The organism is Shewanella sp. 0m-8, assembly GCF_052977265.1.
In genome coordinates this window covers 1-20,115 of the sequence record NZ_JBRIMB010000002.1, presented here as the reverse complement: position 1 = coordinate 20,115, position 20,115 = coordinate 1, and the positions used below count along the sequence as shown (strand labels likewise).

19 protein-coding genes and 1 pseudogene are annotated in these 20,115 nt (G+C 44.3%); 12 read left to right on the top strand and 8 right to left on the bottom strand.

Annotation, left to right across the window (positions count from 1 at the left end; genetic code table 11):
* Window positions 1-19: 19 nt before the first annotated feature.
* From ACVBIO_RS01275 to ACVBIO_RS01260, 4 genes are all read right to left on the bottom strand, one after another.
* Complete coding sequence (locus ACVBIO_RS01275) at window positions 20-658, bottom strand: DUF2913 family protein (RefSeq protein WP_447160304.1); 639 nt, start codon at window positions 656-658, stop codon at window positions 20-22.
* 137 nt (window positions 659-795) lie between these two features.
* On the bottom strand, window positions 796-1,425 hold the full coding sequence (locus ACVBIO_RS01270) for a peroxiredoxin-like family protein (protein ID WP_447160305.1): 630 nt from the start codon (window positions 1,423-1,425) through the stop codon (window positions 796-798).
* 155 nt (window positions 1,426-1,580) lie between these two features.
* Complete coding sequence (locus tag ACVBIO_RS01265; RefSeq protein ID WP_447160306.1) at window positions 1,581-2,879, bottom strand: DEAD/DEAH box helicase; 1,299 nt, start codon at window positions 2,877-2,879, stop codon at window positions 1,581-1,583.
* Window positions 2,880-3,074: 195 nt separating this feature from the next.
* A complete protein-coding gene (locus ACVBIO_RS01260; RefSeq protein ID WP_447164461.1) occupies window positions 3,075-4,862 on the bottom strand; it encodes an aminopeptidase P family protein in 1,788 nt (595 codons plus the stop codon).
* 268 nt (window positions 4,863-5,130) lie between these two features.
* On the opposite strand from ACVBIO_RS01260, the gene ACVBIO_RS01255 reads away from it, so the two are divergent.
* From ACVBIO_RS01255 to ACVBIO_RS01240, 4 genes are all read left to right on the top strand, one after another.
* Complete coding sequence (locus ACVBIO_RS01255; RefSeq protein WP_447171815.1) at window positions 5,131-6,318, top strand: MFS transporter; 1,188 nt, start codon at window positions 5,131-5,133, stop codon at window positions 6,316-6,318.
* A 187-nt stretch (window positions 6,319-6,505) separates the two neighbouring features.
* Complete coding sequence (locus ACVBIO_RS01250; protein WP_447160309.1) at window positions 6,506-7,276, top strand: ROK family protein; 771 nt, start codon at window positions 6,506-6,508, stop codon at window positions 7,274-7,276.
* A gap of 351 nt (window positions 7,277-7,627) precedes the next feature.
* The gene (locus ACVBIO_RS01245) at window positions 7,628-8,845 is read left to right on the top strand and encodes a M24 family metallopeptidase (RefSeq protein WP_447169192.1); all 1,218 of its coding nucleotides are present in this window, start codon (window positions 7,628-7,630) and stop codon (window positions 8,843-8,845) included.
* 67 nt (window positions 8,846-8,912) lie between these two features.
* Entirely contained in the window at window positions 8,913-9,059 is a 147-nt protein-coding gene (locus ACVBIO_RS01240; RefSeq protein ID WP_447160359.1) for a hypothetical protein, read from the top strand.
* 70 nt (window positions 9,060-9,129) lie between these two features.
* Here the strand turns inward: ACVBIO_RS01240 and ACVBIO_RS01235 are convergent, their stop codons facing one another.
* The 4 genes from ACVBIO_RS01235 to ACVBIO_RS01220 all read right to left on the bottom strand — a co-directional run bounded on the left by ACVBIO_RS01235 (window position 9,130) and on the right by ACVBIO_RS01220 (window position 11,446).
* Window positions 9,130-9,600 (bottom strand): FKBP-type peptidyl-prolyl cis-trans isomerase, encoded by a 471-nt coding sequence (locus tag ACVBIO_RS01235; RefSeq protein WP_447160311.1) that lies wholly within the window; start codon window positions 9,598-9,600, stop codon window positions 9,130-9,132.
* A 122-nt stretch (window positions 9,601-9,722) separates the two neighbouring features.
* Entirely contained in the window at window positions 9,723-10,349 is a 627-nt protein-coding gene (locus ACVBIO_RS01230; RefSeq protein ID WP_447164458.1) for a DUF1294 domain-containing protein, read from the bottom strand.
* A gap of 81 nt (window positions 10,350-10,430) precedes the next feature.
* On the bottom strand, window positions 10,431-10,724 hold the full coding sequence (locus ACVBIO_RS01225) for an ArsR/SmtB family transcription factor (protein WP_447160313.1): 294 nt from the start codon (window positions 10,722-10,724) through the stop codon (window positions 10,431-10,433).
* Window positions 10,725-10,954: 230 nt separating this feature from the next.
* Entirely contained in the window at window positions 10,955-11,446 is a 492-nt protein-coding gene (locus tag ACVBIO_RS01220) for a hotdog fold domain-containing protein (protein WP_447160314.1), read from the bottom strand.
* Between the two features lie 183 nt (window positions 11,447-11,629).
* Between ACVBIO_RS01220 and ACVBIO_RS01215 the strand changes: the two genes are divergently transcribed.
* From ACVBIO_RS01215 to ACVBIO_RS01180, 8 genes and pseudogenes are all read left to right on the top strand, one after another.
* Window positions 11,630-12,547, top strand: coding sequence for a DUF368 domain-containing protein (locus tag ACVBIO_RS01215; RefSeq protein WP_447160315.1), 918 nt, complete (start codon window positions 11,630-11,632; stop codon window positions 12,545-12,547).
* A gap of 155 nt (window positions 12,548-12,702) precedes the next feature.
* A complete protein-coding gene (locus ACVBIO_RS01210; RefSeq protein ID WP_447160316.1) occupies window positions 12,703-13,659 on the top strand; it encodes a YbgA family protein in 957 nt (318 codons plus the stop codon).
* Window positions 13,660-13,687: 28 nt separating this feature from the next.
* Window positions 13,688-15,199, top strand: a complete 1,512-nt coding sequence (gene phrB, locus ACVBIO_RS01205) for a deoxyribodipyrimidine photo-lyase (protein WP_447171814.1) — start codon at window positions 13,688-13,690, stop codon at window positions 15,197-15,199.
* A complete protein-coding gene (locus ACVBIO_RS01200; protein ID WP_447160318.1) occupies window positions 15,196-15,687 on the top strand; it encodes a nuclear transport factor 2 family protein in 492 nt (163 codons plus the stop codon). The genes phrB and ACVBIO_RS01200 overlap by 4 nt, the downstream gene beginning before the upstream one ends.
* Window positions 15,684-16,418: pseudogene (locus ACVBIO_RS01195) on the top strand (SDR family NAD(P)-dependent oxidoreductase); the annotation flags it as partial. The gene ACVBIO_RS01200 and the pseudogene ACVBIO_RS01195, both read left to right, overlap by 4 nt.
* A gap of 176 nt (window positions 16,419-16,594) precedes the next feature.
* Window positions 16,595-17,875, top strand: a complete 1,281-nt coding sequence (locus ACVBIO_RS01190; RefSeq protein ID WP_447160319.1) for an NAD(P)/FAD-dependent oxidoreductase — start codon at window positions 16,595-16,597, stop codon at window positions 17,873-17,875.
* Window positions 17,872-18,633 carry a DUF1365 domain-containing protein gene (locus ACVBIO_RS01185; RefSeq protein WP_447160320.1) on the top strand — a complete coding sequence of 254 codons (762 nt, stop codon included), beginning with the start codon at window positions 17,872-17,874 and terminating at the stop codon, window positions 18,631-18,633. The genes ACVBIO_RS01190 and ACVBIO_RS01185 overlap by 4 nt, the downstream gene beginning before the upstream one ends.
* Entirely contained in the window at window positions 18,633-19,874 is a 1,242-nt protein-coding gene (locus ACVBIO_RS01180) for a class I SAM-dependent methyltransferase (protein ID WP_447160321.1), read from the top strand. Before ACVBIO_RS01185 ends, ACVBIO_RS01180 begins: the two co-directional genes overlap by 1 nt.
* Window positions 19,875-20,115 lie beyond the last annotated feature (241 nt).

Here is a 20,115-nt window from a genome sequence, read left to right as displayed (position 1 = left end):
TTTTATCGCTAAGGTGAGATTAAATCGGCTGTAAAATCGTCAGCGCAGGTTGCAGGTTTTTAGGCCAAATTTGATAAGCTTTATGGTGCTTAATCAATGAGGCTTTTTTATCACCTGGGCTCAACAATAAACCGTGTTGGTAAGCTGCTTTAGCGAATGTGGCTTCATCTGCACGCACGTATAAGGTAAGAGGTTTGATTAACTCATCACCTTGAATGCGTTGAGCCATCTGCTCATCTGAGATAATTAAGCTGTTACAGCCATCACTATCAAGTTTGAGCTTTTTGGTCACCTCTTGATCGGTAATGATTAACCACTCTTGGCTTTCTAGCTCAGCTAGCATGGCCTTAAGCGACTGGCCTAAACCCGATTGCTTGTCACTAATGTAGCTGTATTGAGCTTTAATTTTTTCTAGCAATGTTTTTAATTCGGCACCCGCCCCCATGCTGCGAGCCTGACGGATCCACAGGGTTAAATCATTGGCGACCAATTTTGAATAAGTACGTTGCTTTAATGCGGTTACCATCCAGCTGCAAAGGAAGTGACTCTCAGCTGTAGGCGTTCTTACACTACTACTTTTAGCGCTAGCTTCAGACAGTGCGTCTAGTCCTGCGATGGCGAACTCTAAAACAGCTTGGTTATAGGTGATATCTGACATTGTTTCTCCGCCGTGGTGATGTGATAAGTGAGACGGCGAGAGGATTATACCTAATGGCGTTGTAAGTATGAAATTTACTTGCTCGCTAAACGTATTTTTTCGATCGCTATCGGCGTTTAGCGAGCCGTTAATATCCATTATGGAATTAAACTGGCCGCAGTCATGATTAACTCTGGTGCCGGACGGACTCTAAAATTGGGGTTCACGTATTGAAAGTGTATTAAACCATCACTATCGGTTATATAGATGGCTGGTACAGGTAATACTAAACGTTGCTCACCTTGTGGTGTTTGCCATAGCTTATTTTCAAGTTTCAACTTGCTTAAATAACGATTGGTGACTTTCTCGCTAGTAAAATAAGCCAGACCAAATGCTTTACTGGCATGTAAGTCTGCATCAGATAATAAAGTGTATTTTAACTCATGTTCCGTCATCGACTCTTTAAGTTTAGCTGGAGTATCTGGCGAGATCCCAATCAGTTGAAATCCCATCTCAACCAGCTTAGGTTCAATCGCTTTGAGTTGCCCCATTTGTGAGTTACAAAATGGGCACCAACCACCGCGATAGAAAAATATCACACTTGGTTTACCTTGGGTGAGCTTGGCAAGATCAATGTTGCGATCATTAAGATCTTTAAGGCTAGCTGCCGGGATCGTTTGGCCATTCATCAGAGGCGTTACATTGAGCTCGTCGCTGGCAATAGGCTTAGCAAAAGTAGGTAAACAGAGCAGTAGTAGACTAATAGCTGCAAAGGTGTTTTTTAGCATGATTGTTCCTTTTCGTAGGCTAAAGATGGTACGTAGCTACCAGACCTTGAAAGTGTCACTTTAATTTCAATGCTGAAGGAATATGCATTTAGCACAAAAAAGGCACCATTAGGTGCCTTTTTTGTTTATAAAATAATTCGATGTCCGTACTGCGATTATTTTATCTTCTTTATTTTTGCTGGCGATGCATTTTTTACCTTTACGCGGCGGCCTTGCATGTTTTTTTCTGCAATAACCTGTGCGCCAGCGTTATCGACACGCTGCTGTTTTTTAGCAAAACTGCGGCGTTTCTGTAGTTGTTTGATCAATAGATCGCGGCTACCCACTTCATAGCCAGGAATGCTAATGCGGCGCAGTTGCTGGCCAATTAACTTTTCAATATCGGCAAGAGTGCGCTCTTCTTCACGGCTCACAAAAGAGATAGCAACGCCTGATTTACCAGCACGACCTGTACGGCCAATACGGTGAACATAATCTTCTGCAAGGAAAGGCAGGTCGTAGTTAACTACGTACTCTAAGCCTTGAATATCAAGGCCACGAGCTGCAACTTCAGTTGCCACTAACACGCGCATCTTACCTTCTTTAAACTCACGTAGTGCACGACGACGGCTACCTTGTGCCTTTTCACCGTGAACAACCGCAGTTGGAATACCATCAAGGTTAAGCTCTTTTTCAAGTTTGTCGGCAGCGTCGCGAGTGGCAGTAAAGACGAGCACTTGTTGCCAGTTCTTTTTACCAATTAGTTCAGACAATAGTTCGCGCTTACGGCGCTGCTCAACAGGGTAAACTACTTGGCTAACAGTAACCGCGGTAGTGTTTTGCTTGTCGGCTGCAATGATATTTGGCTTAACCATCATAGTGTTTGCCAGCTGCTTTACTGCGGTAGAGAAGGTTGCCGAGAACAATAGGTTCTGACGCTTCTTATTGACCGCTTGCAGAATTTTTTGGATATCGGCACTAAAGCCCATATCTAGCATACGGTCGGCTTCATCTAAGACTAAAAAGTCGACGTTAGATAAGCTTAGGTTACAGGCAACGATATGCTCAAGTAGGCGGCCAGGTGTTGCGATAATAATATCTGCGCCGCGCTTTAGTTTAGTCGCCTGACTGTCCATTTTTACGCCACCTAAAATGGTGACGATTTTCATGTCGATGTACTTAGCGTAATCGTTAATATTGTCAGCGATTTGCGCAGCAAGTTCGCGCGTTGGGGTTAAAATTAATGCGCGAGCATTTGAGCGACCGGTCGTGCTTGGGTTATCGAGCATTTTTTGCAAGATTGGCAGCGCAAAAGCGGCCGTTTTACCCGTACCTGTTTGGGCACTAGCAAGTACGTCTTGTCCGCGACGAACGGCAGGGATCGCTTGCTGCTGAATTGGTGTCATTTTTTCATAACCACATTCAGAGATTGCACGCAAAATCTCGGGAGCAAAACTAAAAGATTCAAATCTCATGATTGAGTAGTCCTATGTTCAACAATTCAATTGCTAACAGGTAACGCTAGCAGCTATCTATACCATTAAAATGGCGGTGGCGGAGTATAGCAAACTTTTAGGTTAAAACCTGCACTTTTTAGTTGTAGGCCTAGGGAGTGGCATAAAAAAAAGCAGCACCTAAACGCTGCTTGTTAGTTCGAACAGATAAAATGATTAGATAGCCGTGGTCACTTTATTTAGCCAAGTTAAATCATCACCTTGCATAAAAGGCGATAGTTTATCTTTAACTTGTTGATGGTATTGGTTAAACCAGTTGACTTCAGACTCGGTTAAATACTGTTTGTCGATGAGTCGCGAGTCCATAGGGATAAAGGTCATGGCTTCAAATTCAAGCATTTCCCGTTCGCTATTGGTCAGTGTTTGGCATGGACGCACAGCGATTAAGTTCTCTAATCGAATACCGAACTCATTGGCGCGGTAATAGCCTGGTTCATTTGATAACACCATGCCTTCGAGTAGGGCAACGTTTGAGCGCCCCTTAGCGATGCCTTGCGGACCTTCATGCACACTTAAATAGTGACCTACGCCGTGACCGGTACCATGGTCAAAGTCAAAGCCATGCTGCCATAAATATTGGCGAGCAAAGGAGTCTAGTTGCATACCGCTAGTGCCTTTAGGGAACTTAGCTTGGTCAATTGCAATGTGACCTTTTAATACTAAAGTGACCATCTTCCTCTGCTCATCGGTAACATCTCCAATGGCAATGGTGCGAGTCACATCTGTGGTGCCATCTAAATACTGAGCACCAGAGTCGACAAGATAGATGCTGTTCATTGTCATCTGAGCTGGGGTGCCATTATTGTGGTTATAGTGACACATGGCGGCATTGGCGCCTGTGGCTGAAATCGTATCGAAACTCGGCTCCTGGTATAAGGGATCGCTTAAGCGAAAGCTTTCCAGTTTATCTGCAAGTACGGCTTCATCGTATAGGCGATTAGCGGCAACTTCGCGATCTAACCAAGCAAGAAAACGGCTTACTGCCACACCATCACGGATATGACAGGCTTTCATGCCTGCAAGCTCAGCCTCGTTTTTCTGCGCTTTAGGTAAGGCGACCGGATCGATCCCAGCGATAAGCTGTGCGCCCGCCGCCTGAGTTGTAAGTTGCAGCCAAGCGTTACAGCTCTCTGGGCTTGCCAGCACTTTAGTGCCGCTTAGTGTGGCAAGTTCAGCTGCCAATTCTGACTCATTTTTAAAGCTAACCCCTTCACCCACATGCTCGAGGATGTTTTCTGGTAGCTTGTTTGTGTCAGTAAATAACAGCATATCGCCATTGGCGTGCAGTAATGCCGTTCCTAACACCACAGGTAGGCATGGGATATCTTTGCCGCGAATGTTGAGTAGCCAGCAGAAAGAATCTAAGGCTGAAATAATGGCAATGTCGGCGCCCTGTTTTTTGATCTCAGCGCCAATGGTTTTGCGTTTCTCTAGGCTGCTGCGACCAGCGCTTTGCGCGCTAAATAGCATGATAGGGTGGCTTGCTGGAGATGGTCTGTCAGTCCAGTGCAGATCAATTGGGTTCTGCTGGACCTGAGTGAGCTTTATTTGCGCTTTAGCAAGCTCGCTATGGGTGTGGTTAAACCAGGCTAGAGTATGCAGGCGGGCATCGAAGCCGACGTTAGCGTTCGTGCCAAGCTGCTCGATTAGCCACTGCGCCTGTGGCGTATCGTGAAGGCTTAAATACTCAAATAAATCGGCGTCTACTTGCTGGCGTACTTGCACGGTATAACGGCCATCGACAAAGATTGCCGCGCTGTCTTTAAGTATGATAATCGCGCCAGCTGAACCGGTAAAACCGCTGGCCCACAACATGCGCTCATTATGCTCTGGCACGTACTCGCCCAAGTACTCGTCGGCGCGTGGAATAATAAAAGCGTCCAGATTAGATTTAGCCATTTCAGTGCGAATCGCGCTGAGGCGTGCTGCAATAGTATTTGACATTCAAACTCCGTTATCAGCGTAAAAGCCGTGTTGTACTGGCTATAGGCTGTTTATTTTTGTACGAATTTAGCGCGGAGATTACCATAAAGCGCTTTTGCTTGGGAGGTTAAGAGCTGTAAATTTATCTGCGGGAGTCAGTATCTGTGTGAAGCTAATTGGACGAATTGTTTATTAAGCCAAGTGTTCATGCCACTATGGCTTAATATAAAAATTGGTTATAAACACAGCGCAATATTTACACTTTGCAGCATTAAGGAATACCTATTTTATGCCATTTAATGTTTGGATATTAATGCTAGCACAGGCATTTGCCATGAGTGCCACGCCTATGATGATGCTGCTCGGTGGCTTGATTGGCGCTGAAATTGCGCCATCACCTGAGTTGGCGACCCTGCCCATCGCCTCGATGGTGATAGGACTCGCCTTGTCTGTGCTGCCTGTCTCTAAGTTGATGCAGTGTTTTGGGCGTAAGCCGGTTTTTATCTGTGGCGCCTTAGTTGCGGCAATGTCTGGGCTGCTTGCGGCATTAGCGACATCTCAGCATAATTTCATTTTGTTCTGCGTTAGCGGCACATTACTTGGGGCTGCAGGTGCTGTGGTGCAGCAGTATCGATTTGCGGCTATGGAGTCGGTCAGTGAGGTTATGGCTGCGAAAGCAGCATCTAGAGTGTTACTTGGCGGCCTTGCTGCGGCAGTTATAGGACCCGAACTGGCTGTGTGGGGAACAACCGTCTGGCAACAGGCCTATGTTGGTGCGTTTTTGTGCCTAACCGTCGTTAGCCTCATTGCAGCGCTAATTTTAAGTTTCTACCGAGAGCCTAAACTCGAACAAGCCTTAGAAAATAAGACTGAAAAAGTTGATGCTAGACCGTTAATGAACATATTAAGCCAATCACAGATCTGGGTTGCCATTGCGGGGGCGACCCTAGGCTATGCCATGATGAGTTTTGTTATGACGGCAACGCCGCTGCATATGCATCATGTTGAGCATCACTCCCTCGCCGATACAAAATGGGTGATCCAAAGTCATATTATCGCGATGTATTTACCTTCGTTATTTAGCGGCATACTCATTGCCCGTTTAGGGGTATCTAAGATGATGTTATTGGGTCTTTGCGCTTACCTTATCACCATAGTGACAGCGATTATGGGGCGGGATCTACTTAACTACTGGGCTGCGCTAGTACTACTTGGTATAGGCTGGAACTTCCTATTTGTAGCCGGTACAGCCTTACTCCCACGCTGTTATAGCAAGAGTGAGCGCTACAAGGTGCAAGCATTTAACGACACGTTTGTATTTGGTGCGCAGGCGCTGGCATCACTCAGTGCGGGCTTAGTGATCCATAAGCTAGGTTGGAGCGTGTTACTGGTCAGCTGTTTGCCTTTGATAGCCGCACTGCTAGTCCTTATCGCTTGGTGGAAGTGGTGCCGAGTAAAAGCTGTATTTGATCAATAAGTGCTGAATTGAGCTTGAGCAATCTTGGGAAATCGTGTCGATAACTATAGAGTAATTGCTCAATATTAACGCGGTTAACGTTTATTCTAAACCCCAGTGTAGGGTTGTAAGTCTTTATTATGTTAGAATTTTATTTGTTCGTGGGGATGGGTATTAGTCGTGGTATAACCGTGTCATTGGGGGCTGAGTGCAAACATTAACAATCGATATTAGTGGGTCGAAAGCCTTATTTGAGATAAAAATTCAAGGCCGAATCGAGCAGTACAAAATCGCTGTGGCAGATAGCTTTAACATAGATAGTTTAAATACTCAGATCATAGAGCTAGAGCAAGATTATGGCTTAAATGACTACGCGCTAGGCATTGCGCTTCCAGGGTTAGTACAGGAGCAGCAATTAGTTTCATGTCAGTCGTTACCCGGGCTTAAGGGCTTAAATGCCGATAAGTTAATGACTAAAGCTGCGCGTATACTGATTGCCAATGACTGCGATGCTGGCTTACAGGCGCTGATAGACCCTAAGCAAGTATGTGAGCTACTCGTTATGTGCGATATGGGTATTGGTATGTCTATTGCGATTAATGGCGTACCTTTTACTGGTGCCTCTGGAATGGCTGGTGAATTGGGGCATTGTCGTTTGATGACCGAGTCGGGAGAGTTTAGTCTGGAGCAGCTATCGAGCGGCGCGGCAATCAAACGTCGCAATATAGTACGTAATGAAGATCTCGCTCGAGCTGGTGGTTATATTGGCACCAGCTTAGCTTGGGTTGTAAATCTATTTAACCCATCACGGATCCATCTTGCGGGGAATTTGATGAGCAACCCCCACTACTATCAAGGTTGCTTGGCTTCTATAAAAGAGATGGCTTTAGCGATCCCTATGGCACAAGTGAAAGTTAATCGTGTTGATGACCGCGAGACTATTGTTTGTCGTGGTTTAAAAGTGATGCTGGCTAAATAGTGTTTAGATGAATCAGACGCTACTGTCTGTGAATGGATGTGGCAGCATTTTTGGTGTCACGCTATTATTTCACTATCTTCATTTATTAGTCCTTTAATACAGTCCTTTAATATAGCTCTTTAATATAGCTACTTAATTAAGTTCCTCCATGTTCCTCAAAATTAGTCCTCCTAATTGCGATCAAAACTGATTACTGGGATCGATAATTATTTGCATTTTGTCCTATTTATTACTGACGCTTTGTATATTTTATGCTAGAAAGTGGGTCATAAAAGTGTGTCATTGTCATTGGTTCAAATGAATGAGCCTTGTTTAGGTTTAAATATAAATAATTAAGTGAAGGGTAAGCATATGACCTTAGGTGTTGGCGGTTCTACCGCAGAGCAGGAATTAGCAAAATTAACGAATATGACTCAAGGTGTTGAGGCTATAAGTCGTGAAGAGTACCAAGCTCGTATCGCTAAAGCGCAAGCTATTATGAACGAGCAAGGAATTGCCGCTATTTACCTTAATGCAGGCACTAACCTTTACTATTACACCGGTACACGTTGGTATGCCAGCGAGCGTATGGTGGGGGCGATTCTTCCAGCTAAGGGATCGCTTGAATATATTGCACCAGCGTTTGAAGTTGATACCTTAAATGGTTACATGGTCATTGGCGGTAAAGTTAATACTTGGCAAGAAGATGAAAGCCCGTTTGCATTGTTCGGTAATGTACTGGCGAACATGGGGATCACATCGGGCGATATTGGCATTGATGAGTCAGCAGCCTTCTTTATTTTCGATGGCGTACGCCAAGAGCATCCTCAATATAACTATGTTAATGCTAAGCCTGTAACAGCGGGTTGTCGCATGATCAAGTCGGCTGTAGAAATAAGCCTGCTACAACGCGCTAAAGATATGACAATGGAAGTGCATAAAGCGGTAGCGCGTATTTTGCATGAAGGTATCACCACTAGCGAAGTGGAAGCCTTTATCAATGCTGCACATATTAAGGTTGGCATTCCTGCAGGCTCTTACTTCTGTATCGTGCTTTTCGGTGAAGACAGTGCTTACCCGCATGGCGTTAAATCACCAAAGGCGCTAGAGCTTAATGATACGGTATTGATTGATACAGGTTGTCAGCTACATGGCTACAACTCAGATATTACTCGAACCTACGTATATGGTGAGCCTAGCCCACGTCAACGTGAGTTGTGGCAGTTTGAGCAAGACTCACAAATAGCTGGGTTTGAAGCTGCGCAAATAGGTGCAACCTGTGCCAGCGTTGACCGCGCAGCGCGTGATGTACTAGAAGCTGCTGGTTTTGGCCCTGGTTATGATGTACCGGGTCTGCCACACCGTACTGGTCATGGGGTTGGTTTAGATATTCATGAATGGCCTTATTTGGTACTGAACGATCACACTCCACTTGCAGCTGGTATGTGTTTCAGTAACGAGCCAATGCTGTGTGTACCAGGCGAATTTGGGGTACGTCATGAAGACCACTTCTATATGACTGAGAATGGCCCAGTTTGGTTTACAAAGCCAGCTCACTCAATTGACGACCCATTTGGCTACGAAGCGTAAATTGCTAAGCTAGATTATCAAAGAGTCATCAAAGACGCCTCGTTATAAGTAATGAGGCGTCTTTTTTATGTCGCAAGGGTTATGTGTACCGGGTAAGTTTGGCGTGCGCCATGAAGACCATCTATTTATACAAGAGTATATGACAGAGCAAGGCCCTGTGTGGTTCACAAAGCCAGCGCACTCAATCGACGATCCGTTTGGCTACGAAGCGTAACGTTTCAAATGAATGTCAAAAAAAAGCCCGAATGTTTATGCATTCGGGCTTTTTTATGATGATTCATTCTTTAATCGATACTGATAAGTTCAACATCAAAGATCAGGGTTGAACCTCCTGCGATTTTGCCTGCACTGCGGTTACCGTATGCCAATTCACTTGGTATAAAGAAACGCGCTTTCTCACCAACCACCATCAACTGTACGCCTTCGGTCCAGCCTTTGATTACACGGTTAAGTGGAAAGGCAATGGGCTCTCCACGATCAACTGAGCTATCGAAAACAGTGCCGTCAATCAAGGTGCCATGATAATGCACGGTTACAGTATCGCTTGCTTTCGGGTGCACAGTGCCAGTACCTGGTTCAAGCACTTGATATTGCAGGCCTGAAGCTGTGGTTGTTACGTCATCTTTTAGTTTGTTATCGGCTAAGAAAGCACTGCCGATAGCGATATTCTCTTTGGACGCCTTTTGGTTATTCATAGAGGAGAAAAAGTAGAAAACAACACAGGCAATAATCACAACAGCTAAAATAACTTTCATTTTTGAATCACTTTGGTTTGATTAGACACTCATGATAACGAATCCCTCTCTAGAGGTAAATCCGTGCAGAAAATCGTGGTTAAGCAGAGCTTAATTGGGATGCAAACCTTAAGTTTACTCACTTAAGTCAATAGTGCTGTTAATATCTTTGAATAAACAAGGTAAATCAGCCCGAGATTTAAGCTGATAGTAAGCCATAAGATAAACTTAAACCGACCTTTAGATGACTTGTGCCTGAGCCATTGTTGAGCCAGTAGTGCTCCTGGCCAGCCGCCTAATAAGCTTAATAGGTGTAGTTTAAATTCGCTGACGCGCCATCGATTTTTACGTGCTGAACGCTTATCCCAGCCGTAGGCAATAAACGTCACAAGACTTGTAATGATAAAATAGAGCAAAATCCAGAGTGGGATATGTTGTTGTGAGTAACCGAAGCTCAAGATACAGATAAAGCTTAGGGCGACTCCAATGCTGAAGCGACTGCGTGAACTGGTGAACTTTCGGCTAGGTTTGACCTCGCCTGTACTCAGCAATTGCACTCGCTGGGCTTGTAATTTGCCTTGTCTATCTTTGCTCTGGTGAAACTGGACTCGATTGCCCGCTTGTGGCCGTGGGCTGTTATTGACGAGGGCTGAGATGTGTAAAAATACTTGCAGTTTTTGCCCTGGGATTTGGATAAAGCCAAAGCCCTTAGTATCATCCCAACTGTCTATTGTGCCACGTGTTATGCCTACTTTTGTCATCGAGTTCATTTGCTTCTATTGGCAGGACGATTGTTGAGTTAAATTGTCACTCTAGTTTACGGTCATTGAGGCTGTTGATTACAAAGCCAGTTAACAAGACTCGTCAGTGCAGCACTCTTCTTGCAAGAATTGTATTAGGCCATCTAAGCAGTCAAATTGTGGAATGCAATGCAGTACACGCCCCTCTCTATGTTGCTTGACCAAGCCTGCAGACATTAAACTTGAAAGGTGATGAGACAAGGTAGAGTTTGGGATCTGTAACAATTCTTGTAGCTGGCCTACCGGCAGCCCTTTATGGCCCGCTTTGACAAGACATCTAAATAGGGTCAAGCGCGTTGGGTGACCCAGCTCTTTTAGGGCTTTGGCGGCAATTTCAGTGTCCATATTCAGTGTCCATATTCAGTGTCAAAATTTAGTGGCTATAGTCAGTGGCTATATGCAGAGTCGATCTAGAGTGGCTATTTTTAGCGTTTAAATTCAGCGTGTAGATTAAGTATTTTAGTTAACGCAGCTTAAAAACAATGACTATGTTTCTGTATTATTCGAAATGATAGCAGGAAAACAGCGACCGACAAGTGCTATTTGTATCGGTCGAGAACTTTTGCTTTTTTAGGTTAGTTTTTCGCAGGTTTTTCTGAGATCCAAAGTTTGATAGTACCTTGCACGACGACAACCCCATCAGTGTCATAGGCGGTGACAGGGACTAACATATCACCTGGAGTCCATTGCTCAGGCTTCACCTGTGCAATACAAGTTATATCGCTGCCAGCCTTAGCGGTGTAGTCCACGCTCATCCCCTTTGGGATCCATCTTAAGTGATGTGGAATAGAAGCCTCAGCCATCACGCCCATTGCCATCTCAAGTCCGTTACAGATCGCAATAACGTGTACAGTTTGGATATGATTGTGTACTGCTTTGCGCTTTTTTATCTGACAGACACAGCGATTCACATTTAATTCACTGATGATGGGCTTTACTGTGCCAAAATAAGGAGCCATACGGCTCACCATTAGCGAGAATATTTTATTGCCAAATGGCAACCGAGTGACACGGTTATAGAGAGACATGACTTTAGTGGGCTTGTTATTAGTATTGATGTTGCTCATCAGTTGCTTGTCCTTGTATATCTTACGTGGTTCTTACTGGTCGGATGAGGTTAACATTGAATTAACAATAAATGCCAGCCGTAGGTTAATTTAGCTTTAGAAAAGTAAACTTCATTTCCTTTTTTATGGAAATGGGACGTATAATTTTGCCGACAAAAAGTTTTGTGTGAATTAAGGAATAAAGTGAATTATTTAAAGACCTACCTTAAAGGGATGGCAATGGGAGCCGCCGATGTGGTTCCTGGTGTTTCAGGCGGCACGATTGCCTTTATTACCGGGATCCTCGATCCGCTATTAGAAAGTATAAAGAAGATTAGACCCTCTTTATTGACTGTAATAAAAGAGCAAGGTGTAAAAGCCGCTTTCATGCATATTAATGGTCCGTTTTTAGTGTGTGTTTTTGGCGGGATCTTAACCAGTATCCTTACCTTGGCTAAATTGATCACTTATCTGCTAGATACTCATCCAATTCCTGTGTGGTCGTTTTTCTTTGGTCTTATCGTTATCTCAGTTGTGCACATGCTTAAGCAGGTACGGGGGATCACCATAGGACGTTTAGTATTATTTGTTTTAGGCGTTGTTTTTGCGTGGGGTATTACCATGCTAAACCCTATAGCGCTTGAAATGACTTATCTGAATGTCTTTCTTGGTGGCTGTATTGCGATTACCGCAATGATTTTGCCTGGGATTTCAGGCAGCTTTATATTGTTACTCCTGGGGTTATATACGCCAGTGATTGGCGCGGTGAAGAACTTTGACATTGCGATTATGGCGACCTTTGCCGCAGGTGCGGCAATCGGCATACTCAGTTTTAGTCACGTATTGTCAGCGCTGCTGAGAAAGTATCATGACGCCACGTTGGTATTTTTAACGGGCTTGATGCTGGGTACCTTAGGTAAAATTTGGCCTTGGAAAGAGGTGCTGACTTTTCGCGAAAACTCAAAAGGCCAAATGGTGCCGCTTGATGAGCGTATCATTTCGCCAATGCAGTATGAACACCTTACCGGTCAACCTTCGTTGGTGATTTATGCCGTTATCGCCATGTTTGCCGGTATTTTATTGGTATGGGGCTTGGAGCGTTTTGCGCAAAAGAGCCGTTAAGCATATTGTTAGTTAAGATTACTAGTTAAGTAAGTACTTGAAACGCCAGCATAATAGCTGGCGTTTTTTATGTGTCCTTATTAATATAAATTGTAGCAAAAGTGATCTTTGTGTAAGTTGGAAACGTAAGTACTTCTTAATAGAGGAGTTTGACCATGAGCCAATTTAATCCAGATAAAATCCAAATCGGAATTAGTGCCTGTTTACTCGGAGAGAAAGTACGTTTCGATGGTGGTCATAAAGCGTCGAGTTATTGTCGTAAAGAGATTGCTGAGCATTTTCATTACGTGCCAGTTTGCCCTGAAATGGCGATTGGCATGGGGGCGCCAAGAAAATCGATTCGCCTTGAAAAAGACGGTGACGTCATCTTTGTAAAAAGCGCTGATGGTTCGGTGGATGTGACTGACAAATTGAACGCATTTAGCGAGAAAAAAGTTGAACAATTGGATTTTTTGGGCGGTTATATCCTGTGCGCGAAGTCACCGACTTGTGGTATGGAGCGGGTGACTGAATATAAATATGGGACGAATAATGGCTGGAAATCGGGCATTGGTGTTTACGCTAGAAAATTAATGGAGCGATACCCTTTATTGCCTGTTGAAGAGGAGGGGCGGCTGCATGATTTACGGATCCGTGAAAACTTCTTCACTCGCGTTTATGCCTATCATGACTGGCATTGCTTAAAAGTATCAGGCTTTACCAAAAGTAACCTCCTCGATTTTCATGCTCGTTATAAATATATGCTAATGGCACATAATCCCAAACTATATAGAGAACTCGGGCCTTTACTAGCCGATTTGACTGGCGACCTTGAGCAAATCGCCAACGATTACTTTACTGGCTTTATGCAGATCTTAAAGATCAGAGCGACCCGTAAAAATCACACGAGTGCGCTGCAGCATATCCAAGGTTACTTCAAGAAACATTTATCGAGTGCTCAAAAGTCTGAGCTGAGCGAATCCATCCTTAAATATAACCAAGGCTTACAACCTATTTTGGTGCCGATGACGCTTATTAATCATTATCTAAGAGAGTTTCCAACGCCTTATATTGAAAACCAAGTCTATCTAAACCCGCACCCTCAAGAGCTAAAATTACGCTATGCCTATTAGAGATGATATTTGAGCACAGGAGAGACTAATGAGTGAGCATCAGCAACCATTTGGTCACGCCTTGATTTGGTTTAGAAATGACCTGCGTTTACAAGATAACCAAGCCTTAATGGCTGCTTGTGAGTATGCAAGCAGTCGCGGTGCCAGTGTCAGAGCGTTATTTTTAGCTACACCAACGCAGTGGCAAGCCCATGATGTCGCACCGATCCAATTAGATTTTATTGAAAGGCAGCTTAACTTGCTTGCTGTAGAGCTCGCCAAGCTTGGGATCCCTCTCGATGTTTGTCATCTAGAGACTTTCGATGAGATCCCTCAATGGTTAGGCAGATACATCAATGATTGGCAGATTGAAAAAGTCTTTGCCAGCAGTGAGCCAGAATTTAACGAGCAGCAACGAGATCATGCTGTCGCAGTATCCGGGATTAATATTGAGCTTTACCAGCAGCATTGCCTGCTGGCACCTCTTAGTGTGCTTAATCTATCGGGGGCGATGTATAAGGTTTTTACCCCGTTCGCAAAAAAGTGGCGTCAAATTGCGGCACAAAATCAGATAACGACTTTAGCTAAGCCACAAGCGGTATCGGCAGCGCTACCTAAACCTAATCACTTAAACTTGCATTGTGAAAAACAGTCGAGCCAAGCATGGACAGCGGGTGAGGAAGCGGCTCAAGAGCAGTTACGTCAATTTGCAAACCACAAGTTGGTCGACTACCAAAAAACACGAGACTTTCCCGCGCTTGATGGAACCAGTCAAATCTCTGCATATCTGGCGATAGGCGTGCTTAGCCCGCGCCAATGTGTGCAAGTATTGCTAAGCCATTTTCCAGATGCCCTCGTTCACGATGAAAGCCCCGCTCGATGTTGGCTCAATGAACTCATTTGGCGTGAGTTTTACCGTCATCTGCTGGTGGCTTTTCCAAGACTATCCAAGCAGGGCAATTTCAACCTTCTCGCCAATAACATTGCTTGGCGTAATAATCCGCAAGAATTTCAAGCCTGGTGTGATGGGCGCACCGGTTACCCACTGGTTGATGCGGCTATGCGGCAACTCAATCAAACGGGCTGGATGCATAATCGCTTACGTATGGTCACTGCGAGTTTTTTAACCAAGCATCTGCTTATCGATTGGCGTTGGGGGGAGGGGTATTTTAAACAAAAGTTGATCGATGGTGATTTAGCGGCGAATAACGGCGGCTGGCAATGGTCTGCGGGGACCGGGTGTGATGCTCAGCCCTATTTTAGGGTGTTTAATCCTATTTCTCAGTGCGAAAAGTTTGATCCAACAGGCGCTTTCATCCGTAAGTATTTACCTGAGCTAGATGGCGTAGATTTGAAATTAATTCATAAGCTTAAAATGCCATCACCTGCGCAGCTTTTTGATAGTAGCGTTTATGTTCCACCCGTTTATGTTCCACCCATAGTCGAGCACAAGTTTGCTAGAAATAGAGCTATCGCCGAGTTATCCGTAATGAAGCGTTCTACAAGCAAAGAATTCGTTAACACTGGCACTGTGGATTTAGATAAGGAGATTTTTGGATGATGTCCAATATTGAAGTGTTCACCTCAGATAAGACACCTTGTGATGTCAGTGACCAGCTTGCCGATGAGAAAGTACTCGTTGATAACTTTATTGCTTTGTATCAGGTGCTTAATAAAGATAATTTGCATCAGTTAGCACAAGTCTATAGTGAAGATATTCAGTTTAGCGATCCGCTGCACCATGTGTCTGGTCTTGCAGCGCTTACCGAGTATTTCGGTAAACTTTATCAGAATATCGATTTCATCCACTTTGATATCCATCAGGTGATACATGCCAAGGGAGCTGCAACGCTCATATGGACCATGAAGTTTGTACACCCTAAACTTAATGGCGGCGCAGAGATCTCAGTCGAAGGGGTCAGTTTACTTGGGCTTGAGCGCAAAATTACTCAGCATCAGGACTTCTTCGATGTGGGCGCGATGTTATACGAGCACATTCCTTTGCTCGGCAGTGCAGTGAAGATGATTAAGGCTAGGGCTTCAACATGAACGCGGCCACAATCTCACCCAAGGATCAAAAAAGCGTGCTGATTACTGGAGCAAGCTCTGGCATTGGTTTGCAGTTAGCAAAAGACTACTTAGCCGATGGCTGGAAGGTATTTGCTTGTGGACGTAATCAGCAGGCGTTATCTCAGCTACATGGGGCTGAAAAGCTTATATTTGACATAACAGACAATGAACAGGTTGCAGCACAAGCGATTAAAGTGAAGTCGCAACTATCGCGCCCGCTAGACTTAGTTATTTTAAACGCGGGTAGTTGTGAATACATAGATGACGCACTCAATTTTGACTGTGAGCTTTTTGAACGAGTGATCCGTACTAATCTGATTGCCATGGGTTATTGCTTATCGGCATTTACCTCAATGATTGCAAAGGGCGGCAGGTTGGCTTTAATGGGCTCAAGTGCTGTGTATTTGCCTTTTTCGCGCGCTGAAGCTTATGGTGCATCTAAAGCCGCCGTGCAATATTTAGCAGCGACTCTTGCTATCGACCTAAAGCCACACAATATCGGTGTGAGCGTTATTTGCCCCGGCTTTGTTAAAACCCCGCTAACGGATAAAAACAATTTTTCAATGCCGATGCAGCAAACGCCAGAGCAAGCATCACAGGCGATTCGCAGCGGGCTAGAAAAAGGAGCGCGAGAAATTCATTTTCCGAAAAAATTCACCTTACTTCTAAAGCTCATCTCGTTACTCCCAAGAAGCCTATGGGAGAGATTAAATCGTCCCCCACATTCGGCTTCGCCTGAACCTTTGACGGCCCAAGCTAAAAGTACACCGTCTATAAATACAGAGCTTGAAAATACAGAGTCTATAAATACAGAATCTACAAATGCGAAGTCTCAGAATGCAGAACAACAAGCAGATAAGCCAACAGCAGCTAAAAAGGTACGCTAATGAATATCGTAGAAAATAATAAGCAGCGTAAAACAATAGCGATTGTAGGTACCGGGATCTCGGGGCTCACCTGCGCGCATATTTTATCTAAAAAGCACGACGTCACAGTATTTGAAGCGAATGACTATATTGGCGGCCACACTGCTACGGTCGATGTTGAAGTCGCGGGAAAGCAGTATGCTATTGATACAGGGTTCATCGTGTTTAACGACCGCACTTACCCAAGGTTTGAGCAACTTTTGGCAAGGATAAATGTTAACGCGCTGGCCACAGAGATGAGTTTCAGTGTACATAATGCCAATACTGGACTGGAGTACAACGGTAATACCTTGAGCTCTTTATTTGCTCAAAAGCGTAACTTATTTAGGCCTAAGTTCTGGTCATTTATTTTAGAGATTTTAAGATTTAATAAGCTCTGTAAACAAGCTTTTGCCGACGATAGCTATGAATATCAAACATTAGGTGAGCTATTAGATGCGAAGGGGTTTAGCGACTTCTTTAGTGAGCATTATATTTTGCCGATGGGCGCGGCTATCTGGTCATCCAGTATTGACGATATGCGCGCTTTTTCACTGCGTTTCTTTATTCAGTTTTTTCAACATCACGGTTTATTAAATATTGCCGACAGACCGCAATGGTATGTGCTTGAAGGGGGCTCTCGCAGCTATATCCCTGATCTAATCGCCCCCTTTAAAGAGTCGATTCATTTAAATAGCCCTGTCACAGCGATAAAGCGAACTAACAAGGGAGTTGAGTTAAAAATTGATCAAGGTGAGTGGCAGGAGTTTGATGAGGTGGTTTTGGCCTGTCATAGCGACCAGGCCTTAAACATGCTTGAAGATGCTACTGGCGATGAGCAGCAAGTGCTAAGCCAATTGGCTTATCAGAATAATGAAGTCGTCTTGCACACAGATGAAAAGCTCATGCCTGAGCGAAGCGCTGCATGGGCAAGCTGGAACTATCGCTTAGACGGTAATACTCAGCGCCAAGCATCTGTAACCTACAATATGAACATTTTGCAGCGTTTGCCAGCATCGGCTCCGACATTTTGCGTGACATTAAATCAATCAGAGTTGATCTCACCAGATAAGGTACTGCGTACTTTTAATTATGCGCACCCGGTTTTTAATGAGCAGAGCATGCGAGCTCAATCTCAGCGAGAACTGATTTCAGGTGTTAACCATACCCATTTTGCGGGGGCATATTGGTACAACGGTTTTCATGAGGACGGTGTACACAGTGCATTTGATGTATGTGAACACTTTGGGATGCGTTTATGAGCCATGCGCTAAAGACATTGGTCAGCGGTGTCTATACAGGCAATGTCATGCACCGACGTTACCAACCAAGTCATCATGGATTTAATTATCCGATGGCGATGCTTGGTATCGATCTTGATGAATTAAACCAATTAGAAAGCATGAGCTGGGTATTTTCATCTAAGCATTTTGCGCCGCTAAGGTTTAAGCAAACTGACTACTTGAATCAGATGGTGGCAGAGCAACCGGATTTAAAAACCCGAGTATTGCTTAAGACATCAGAGCTTGGTGCTAATCAGGCTTGTAATAGGGTGGTATTTATCGGCCAAGTTCGTCACTTCGGTTTCTACTTTAGCCCGATAAATTGCTTTTTCTGTTACAGGGATACTAAAGCGAAATACTTACTCGCTGAGGTGAGCAATACACCTTGGAATGAACGCCATTACTATTTGATTGACCTTGAAAAGCCTGAGCCAACAGATAAAGCGTTTCATGTCTCGCCCTTTATGGACTTGAATATGAAATATATATGGCGGATTAAGGCGCCAGCTTCAGACGTTAGAGTCGGGATTGAAAACCGTAATACGCAGAAACTGTTCGATGCCAATTTATGCTTATTTAAGCGAGAGATGAGCGCTCAAAATTTAAAGGCAATGCTGCTTAAGTTTCCTTTTATGACCTTAAAAATCGTTCAGGGGATCTATTGGCAAGCACTAAAACTGTTTATTAAGCGCGTGCCATTTATTGGCCACCCAGATAAGCCAGCGGAGAAATCATAATGGAAAATATAACCACTAAACACAATCTGGCTACTGAGCGCTTGCCTGATAGCCTCGCAAGAAAGTTACTCCTCAATGTGCTGCCAGGTTTAGCTGAGGGCCACTTAAGTCTTATCGATGGTGAAAACAGTTATGAGTTTGGCCGCAAAGAGTCTGACTTACATGCCACGATAGTGGTGCATAAACCCCGTTTTTATCGCCAAGTGTTATTGTCGGGGTCCATTGGCGCTGGTGAAGCTTATATTCAAGATCACTGGTCTAGCCCTGATTTAACGAAAGTCGTGCAGCTATTTGCTCGAAATTTGCCTCTACTGGATAAATTAGAGCAAAAGTTATCATGGTTGACCGCGCCATTTAGCCGCTTATCGCATCTGGTTAATCGTAATACTGAAGCGGGGTCAAAGCGTAATATTCTTGCCCATTATGATTTAGGTAATGAGATGTACCAGCAGTTTCTCGACCAAGAGATGTTGTATTCCAGTGCCTTATATCCTCATAGCGGTGCAACACTTGATGAAGCGCAGCAACATAAGCTTAAGACCATTTGTGAGCGCTTAGATTTAACGCCAGGGCAAACTTTACTGGAGGTCGGAACCGGTTGGGGAGCATTGGCTATCTATGCTGCTAAGCATTATGGGGTCAAGGTGACGACCACCACCATCTCCGATGCACAGTTTGAGTATGCGAAAAACCGTGTTGAGCAAGAGGGGCTAGAGGATAGTGTTAGCTTACTTAAAGATGATTATCGTATTTTAACGGGTGAATTTGACCGAGTGGTTTCTATTGAAATGATTGAAGCCGTAGGGCATGAATATTTGCCCGGTTTCTTTAAAAAGCTACAAAGCTTACTTAAACCGAATGGGCGTTTACTTATTCAAGCGATTACCATTGCTGATCAGCGTTACGATAGCTACCGTAAAGGGGCTGATTTTATTCAGCGCTATATCTTCCCGGGAGGTTGCTTGCCTTCGGTGACCCGTATGACCAATGAGCTGACTAAGCATACCGACTTTGTCACTTGGTCGGTGGACGATATGGGGCTAGATTATGCTAAAACCCTAAAAGATTGGCACAATAACTTCGATGCGGCATTGCCGCAAATAAAAGCGCTTGGCTACGGCGACGACTTTATTCGTATGTGGAAGTTTTATCTAAGCTACTGTGAGGGCGGATTTTTAGAAAGAACGACTAGCACAGTGCATTTGGTCGCAGTTAGACCGCAGTACCGCTTACTGTCATAACCGCTAGCTCTTAAGGGCGTTTGATATGTTATCAGTACAATCGATAAAGTGTGGCAGTGAGTGCTTAATACTGTTTACAGCGGTTGCACCTGTTACATTCGTTGCAGTGCTAGCCGCTAGCTGTTGAGGGTATTTGGTATGTTAATTAGTACAATCGATAAAGCGTGGCAGTGAGTGCTTAATACTGTTTACAGCGGTTGCACCTGTTACATTCGTTGCAGTGCTAGCCGCTAGCTGTTGA

Coding starts and splice junctions, on each gene's coding strand:
- ACVBIO_RS01275 (WP_447160304.1), bottom strand. CDS start 658: ATGTCAGATATCACCTATAACCAAGCTGTTTTAGAGTTCGCCATCGCA.
- ACVBIO_RS01270 (WP_447160305.1), bottom strand. CDS start 1,425: ATGCTAAAAAACACCTTTGCAGCTATTAGTCTACTACTGCTCTGTTTA.
- ACVBIO_RS01265 (WP_447160306.1), bottom strand. CDS start 2,879: ATGAGATTTGAATCTTTTAGTTTTGCTCCCGAGATTTTGCGTGCAATC.
- ACVBIO_RS01260 (WP_447164461.1), bottom strand. CDS start 4,862: ATGTCAAATACTATTGCAGCACGCCTCAGCGCGATTCGCACTGAAATG.
- ACVBIO_RS01255 (WP_447171815.1), top strand. CDS start 5,131: ATGCCATTTAATGTTTGGATATTAATGCTAGCACAGGCATTTGCCATG.
- ACVBIO_RS01245 (WP_447169192.1), top strand. CDS start 7,628: ATGACCTTAGGTGTTGGCGGTTCTACCGCAGAGCAGGAATTAGCAAAA.
- ACVBIO_RS01240 (WP_447160359.1), top strand. CDS start 8,913: ATGTCGCAAGGGTTATGTGTACCGGGTAAGTTTGGCGTGCGCCATGAA.
- ACVBIO_RS01235 (WP_447160311.1), bottom strand. CDS start 9,600: ATGAAAGTTATTTTAGCTGTTGTGATTATTGCCTGTGTTGTTTTCTAC.
- ACVBIO_RS01230 (WP_447164458.1), bottom strand. CDS start 10,349: ATGAACTCGATGACAAAAGTAGGCATAACACGTGGCACAATAGACAGT.
- ACVBIO_RS01225 (WP_447160313.1), bottom strand. CDS start 10,724: ATGGACACTGAAATTGCCGCCAAAGCCCTAAAAGAGCTGGGTCACCCA.
- ACVBIO_RS01220 (WP_447160314.1), bottom strand. CDS start 11,446: ATGAGCAACATCAATACTAATAACAAGCCCACTAAAGTCATGTCTCTC.
- ACVBIO_RS01210 (WP_447160316.1), top strand. CDS start 12,703: ATGAGCCAATTTAATCCAGATAAAATCCAAATCGGAATTAGTGCCTGT.
- phrB (WP_447171814.1), top strand. CDS start 13,688: ATGAGTGAGCATCAGCAACCATTTGGTCACGCCTTGATTTGGTTTAGA.
- ACVBIO_RS01200 (WP_447160318.1), top strand. CDS start 15,196: ATGATGTCCAATATTGAAGTGTTCACCTCAGATAAGACACCTTGTGAT.
- ACVBIO_RS01190 (WP_447160319.1), top strand. CDS start 16,595: ATGAATATCGTAGAAAATAATAAGCAGCGTAAAACAATAGCGATTGTA.
- ACVBIO_RS01185 (WP_447160320.1), top strand. CDS start 17,872: ATGAGCCATGCGCTAAAGACATTGGTCAGCGGTGTCTATACAGGCAAT.
- ACVBIO_RS01180 (WP_447160321.1), top strand. CDS start 18,633: ATGGAAAATATAACCACTAAACACAATCTGGCTACTGAGCGCTTGCCT.